This is a genomic window from Micromonospora sp. NPDC048843 (genome assembly GCF_040649965.1).
GTDB lineage: Bacteria > Actinomycetota > Actinomycetes > Mycobacteriales > Micromonosporaceae > Micromonospora > Micromonospora hortensis.
The window spans coordinates 1-1,485 of the sequence record NZ_JBEZGJ010000365.1 but is presented as its reverse complement, the minus strand read 5'-3'; the positions used below and the strand labels follow the sequence as shown (position 1 = coordinate 1,485).

The window sequence follows — 1,485 nt, the reverse complement described above, 5'->3', positions numbered from 1 at the left end:
ATCACTGGATCGCTCGGGTCGGGGTATCGGTAGCTGAAGTACGAAGATCGGGGTACCGCGTTGCCAGCGATTCGCGCGGTCAGCCGCAGTACCCGGATCGTGGTCTTCTGCTGCTCGTGACCGACGTTGATCAGGTGGTCAAGCTGCGCGCGGACAACCTCCGGCGGTGCGGCATGCCGACGGATCGCGAGCTCATCGATGATCACTTCGTAGGTGGGTCCGCCGGGTCTATCAAGGACCCGTTGCCGGGCAGCTCGGGCTTCCAGTGCTCGCTCCACCGTGAATCTCCGGGGGTAGGCAGCACGATCTGCCACCGCGCGGACCTCGGTGTACGCCGGGATCTGCAACAAGCCCGGCAGCAGGGTGATGTGGTACTCAGCGATGTGCTCCGCACCGGCCTCCAGGTCCGCGTAGAGCGCCTGGCGTGGTCCCATCTCGACGCGGAACTTCTCCCACCAGCCGTTCTCCTGGGACTCACGAGCGATGGCCATGATCTCTTCCCACCGCTTCTCGTCAACTCGAAAGTGGTCGAGGACCCGCATGATCTCGTCTTGATCTGGTCGGACTCTCGCGTTTTCCAAACGGCTCAGCTTCTGCTTGGCGATCTTTGTCTCTCTGCAAAGCCGCTCAGCGGAGTAGCCGTGCTCCTCCCGAAGTCGCACGAGTTCGCTAGCGAGCCGGCGACGACGCACATATGGACTGATCACCGACACCTCCGGCGAGAGACGCGAATAGCCCGGTGATCCATCCTGCCTGGAACCCGGCGACGAGAGCGTAACGCCTGTTTTGCCGGTCACCGCCAGCGCCGATCTTGCTTTCCGTATAGAAACCCCTGGTCAACCGTGCGGCGACCGGTAAGTCTCCCCCAAACTTTCCCTATTGGCCGGTGTTCCCGGGGCTGCGCAAGAACCGCGATCGTGGAAGCACAACAAGCGATGTGTATACGGCTTGAAGTGGGGTCGCGTGGCGACATTTTCGCGGCGGACCCCCACGTCCCAGGTACGGGACGAGGGGCATGGACGCCACGAGCGCCGATCGCCATCCGACATACCTGGGGCCCCTGCCCGCTGTCACTGCCAAGGAGGGCGTGGCGGCGGGCAGGCCGAACGTCGCAAGTCCTCTTGGGACGCCGTTCCAGGAAGGCGGATCGATCCGCCAGCCAACGTGCCGGTAGCTGCGGGGGCTACCCGCCCACCCAACATCCCAGTCCCATTGGAGGCTTCCATGAACAGCCTGCTCGCCGTCAACAACGACCCGTTCGAGCTCGACGTGCAGATCGTCACGGAGGGTCCGGTCGCCGCCGCTCTGCTGGCCGACACGGACGACGGCTGCGACACCGTGAAGGGCAGCGACTGCTGACCGAACACCCCCGCTGGTTCCGGCAGGCGATCCCCGATGCGACGTCGGGCCGCTGCACTGGCACGTGGCGCTGGGCTGTTTCAAGCTCGCTGTCATCTGCGAGGGCATCCACTACCGCCACACGCT

At 64.5% G+C, this 1,485-nt stretch carries 2 protein-coding genes; one reads left to right on the top strand and one right to left on the bottom strand.

Annotated elements, in window-relative coordinates:
* The coding region (locus tag AB0C20_RS36115; RefSeq protein ID WP_357569709.1) for a helix-turn-helix transcriptional regulator at positions 1–707 on the bottom strand (707 nt) is incomplete at its 3' end.
* A gap of 517 nt (positions 708–1,224) precedes the next feature.
* On the opposite strand from AB0C20_RS36115, the gene AB0C20_RS36110 reads away from it, so the two are divergent.
* Positions 1,225–1,359 carry an FxLD family lanthipeptide gene (locus AB0C20_RS36110; RefSeq protein ID WP_357569708.1) on the top strand — a complete coding sequence of 45 codons (135 nt, stop codon included), beginning with the start codon at positions 1,225–1,227 and terminating at the stop codon, positions 1,357–1,359.
* Positions 1,360–1,485 lie beyond the last annotated feature (126 nt).